Source organism: Polaromonas sp. P3_C2, assembly GCF_056402675.1.
On the sequence record NZ_JBFUGX010000483.1, the window covers coordinates 1 to 3,213 of the forward strand.

The window sequence follows — 3,213 nt, forward strand, 5'->3', positions numbered from 1 at the left end:
ATACGCGTGATGGCGAAGGCCGCCTGATCAGCTGCGAGCATGGCACGCGCTGCGTCAGCCGCACCGAGCTCGATGGCCGGCGCATCGTGATCGCAAGCGCCTTTGAAGGCAAGCGGCTGAACTCGCCGAATGACGCCGTTGTCGCGCCCGATGGCGCCGTGTGGTTCTCCGACCCGACCTACGGGATCCTGTCCGATTACGAGGGTTATGCGGCCGAGCCCGAGTACGGTGGCCGCTACGTGTTCCGGGTCGACGCCGGTAGCGGGCGAGTGGAAGTTGCCGCCACGGACTTCGTGCAGCCCAATGGATTGGCGTTTTCTCCGGACGGCACCCTGCTGTATGTGGCGGATTCCGGGGCATCACATGATCCGCAGGGGCCGCGACACATTCGAGTGTTTGACGTGGCAGCCGGCGGCCGGCTGCGAGGCGGCGAAGTCTTCGCCACCGTGGATGCTGGGATACCGGACGGCCTTCGCGTGGACCTGCGCGGCAATGTGTGGACCAGCGCCGGAGACGGCGTGCATTGCTTCTCGCCGCAGGGCGAACTCCTTGGCCGGATCCTCGTTCCCGAGCCGGTGGCCAATGTAGAGTTCGGCGGGCCGCGAGGTAACCGCCTTTTCATCACGGCCACGACGTCGCTGTACGCCTGCTATCTCACGACGTCTGGTGTCTGGGCACACAGCCTGGTGTAGCTCACGGCATCGCGGCGACTCTGAGAATGATGAGCCACAGCTGGGCCCGCCGCCGTGGCTTGCAGCGGGGCCCGACTGTCAGTGTCAATACTTGCGGTTCGGGAATTCCTTGGCGGCTACTTCGGCCGGGAACACACCCTCGATCGACTTGATCCAGCGCGGCAGCGTTTGCCCCGAGGCGGCTTTGGCTGCCGCTTCCATCAGCTGGGGGCCAAGCAGGGGGTTGCACTCCACGCTGACATTCATCTTGCCGGCGATCATCGCCTCGAAGGCGCCCTTGACCGCATCCACGCCGATTACGAGGATATCCTTGCCCGGCTTCAGGCCTGCTTCCTCGATGGCCTGAATCGCGCCGATGGCCATGTCGTCGTTGTGTGCGTACAGCACGTTGACCTTCTTGCCTTCAGCCTTGAGGAAGGCTTCCATGACTTCCTTGCCCTTGGCGCGGGTGAAGTCGGCGGTCTGCGAGCGGATGATCTTGTAGCGAGGATTTGCTTTGAGCCCTTCCTCGAAGCCTTTCTTCCGTTCGATCGCGGGATCGGAGCCCACGGTGCCCTGCAATTCGACGATGTTCACGTCGCCGGTGGTGTTCTTGGTGTTATCAAGCAACCACTGCGCGGCGCGCCGGCCTTCCTCGACGAAGTCCGAACCCACGAAGGTGGTCCAGGTGGAGGGATCTTTCACCACCACACTGCGGCTTTCCAGAATGACGGGGATCTTGGCGGACTTGGCCTCCCGCAGCACGGTATCCCAGCCCGTCGTGACGAGCGGTGCGAGGATGATGACGTCCACCTTCTGGGCGATGAAGGACCGGATTGCCTTGATCTGGTTCTCCTGCTTCTGCTGTGCGTCTGAGAACTTCAGTTCATAGCCGGCCGCGCTGGCAGCGGCCTTGACGGAGTCCGTATTGGCTGTGCGCCACTCGCTTTCGGCGCCGGTCTGCGCGAAGCCGATCACCAGCTTCTTACCTTTCGCCTGGCTCCAGGCCGGTGTCGCCCAGGCGTATGCCAGGCCGGCGGCCGCCATGATGGCGGCAAAGCTGCGTCGTTTCATCGGGGTCATCTTGTGTCTCCTGTCTTCGTATCTGTTCGATCGGGTGCAGCACTCTTGCCTTACTGACCGCCCGGTGCTGTAGCGGGCGGCTGAACTCAGCCGGGATACCAGACCATGCGAGGATCGTCGGGTGCTCGTTGGTACGTCCACGCGGACTCGACCATCCGGGCCATGTCGAACTGGGGGTGCCAGCCCAGCAGGAACTTCGCCTTGGTGTTGTCCAGCCACGTGGAGCGGTAGGGTGTGCGGACTGGCACGAGCGGCAGGCCCCGCGTGCGTGCCAGGTATGTGCCAAGCTCGCCATAGTCGAGCGGCTCGTCCATGCACACGTTCATCAGTTGCTGCCGGGCGCGTGGTGCGTCCAGGGCCAGCAAGATGGCATCCACAAGATCGCACACATGGACGAAGTTGCGCTTCACTGGTTGACCATCCGGATCAAGCATCACCGGGACGGCGCCGCTGCGAACGTGGTCGCGCGCTTCGCTCTCTGTCACCAGGTCCCGCCAGCGCGGGCCTCCGAACACGTCGTCGCCGAAAGACAAAGTGAAGCGGAAATCGTCTTTCTCCATGATCCAGGGTGCACGCAGGCAGCAGCCGTTCAGGTCATACTGGACCTGGTACTGCTGGAGCATTACTTCTTCCAGTACTTTGGACAGGGCATAGCATCCAGGGTAGGCGGTATGCGGCTGGCTTTCTACCACCGGTACGGGGTGCGCGTAGTGGAAATGCCCGACAGCGGCGTCGCCGCCGACCAGCACGAATTGCCGGAAGGTGGTGCTTGTCCGGCAGCCCTCGAGCAACCAGAACATGCCCTTGACGGCGACATCCATCACCTCGTCCGGCGTTTCCTTGCTTGTGGCCAGGTGCAGCACGTGTGTCACGCTTTCGAGCGCGCGCTGCACGTCCGCGCGATCCTGAATGGAACCCCGCACGCACTCCAGGCGTTCGCGAGGCTGCAACACACGGTTGTGGCAGAGCGCCCGCACGCGGAAGCGATCAAGACTGGCGTCCTCCAGTACTCGCTGGATGAACGCGCGGCCCACTTTGCCGGTGGCACCCGTGACGAGAAGGAGTCCGGAGGAAGGTGGTTGCATTCGGGCCCTCTGAATGGCGCGGATGATAGCAAGCCGGCCCTGCTTTGGCGATCATGTTTTGGGCTTGATCCATACACGAATTCATATGGGTTGCAACCTATATCGATTCCGGAGTTGTCCTCCTGGCTGTGCGCTTCAGAGGAGAAAAGACTTTGCTGCAAACGACATGGCGAAGCCGGCAGGAAAGAAAGTGGACTTGGCCCCGGGCGCGAGCCTTCACCGATTAGAGAGGGTGGCGGCTCTCTACGACGCCGGCGCCGTCCCTGTTTCTCGCCGGGTCACTGCGTTCGGGCGCTTGCACCGAGTGAAAACCACTTGCCGGGGAGGTGCCGGTTATTTCTGATCCATCGTTGCTTCTCTGTGGGCTTCGCGGG

The 3,213-nt window shown here is 62.9% G+C and carries 3 protein-coding genes; 1 reads left to right on the forward strand and 2 read right to left on the reverse strand.

Annotated elements, in window-relative coordinates:
• Positions 1 to 692 (forward strand): SMP-30/gluconolactonase/LRE family protein (locus AC1DWI_RS17540; RefSeq protein ID WP_477725314.1); only part of this gene is annotated, 692 nt, incomplete at its 5' end.
• Positions 693 to 776: 84 nt separating this feature from the next.
• On the opposite strand, the gene AC1DWI_RS17545 is transcribed toward AC1DWI_RS17540, so the two are convergent.
• Together AC1DWI_RS17545 and AC1DWI_RS17550 are read right to left on the reverse strand one after the other, a co-directional pair.
• The gene (locus AC1DWI_RS17545) at positions 777 to 1,754 is read right to left on the reverse strand and encodes an ABC transporter substrate-binding protein (RefSeq protein ID WP_477670183.1); all 978 of its coding nucleotides are present in this window, start codon (positions 1,752 to 1,754) and stop codon (positions 777 to 779) included.
• A gap of 86 nt (positions 1,755 to 1,840) precedes the next feature.
• Complete coding sequence (locus AC1DWI_RS17550) at positions 1,841 to 2,839, reverse strand: NAD-dependent epimerase/dehydratase family protein (RefSeq protein ID WP_477670182.1); 999 nt, start codon at positions 2,837 to 2,839, stop codon at positions 1,841 to 1,843.
• Between the last annotated feature and the right edge of the window lie 374 nt (positions 2,840 to 3,213).

What these genes read in the sequence shown, in the direction of transcription:
- AC1DWI_RS17550 (WP_477670182.1), bottom strand. Translation starts at nt 2,839, where the DNA reads ATGCAACCACCTTCCTCCGGACTCCTTCTCGTCACGGGTGCCACCGGC.
- AC1DWI_RS17545 (WP_477670183.1), bottom strand. Translation starts at nt 1,754, where the DNA reads ATGACCCCGATGAAACGACGCAGCTTTGCCGCCATCATGGCGGCCGCC.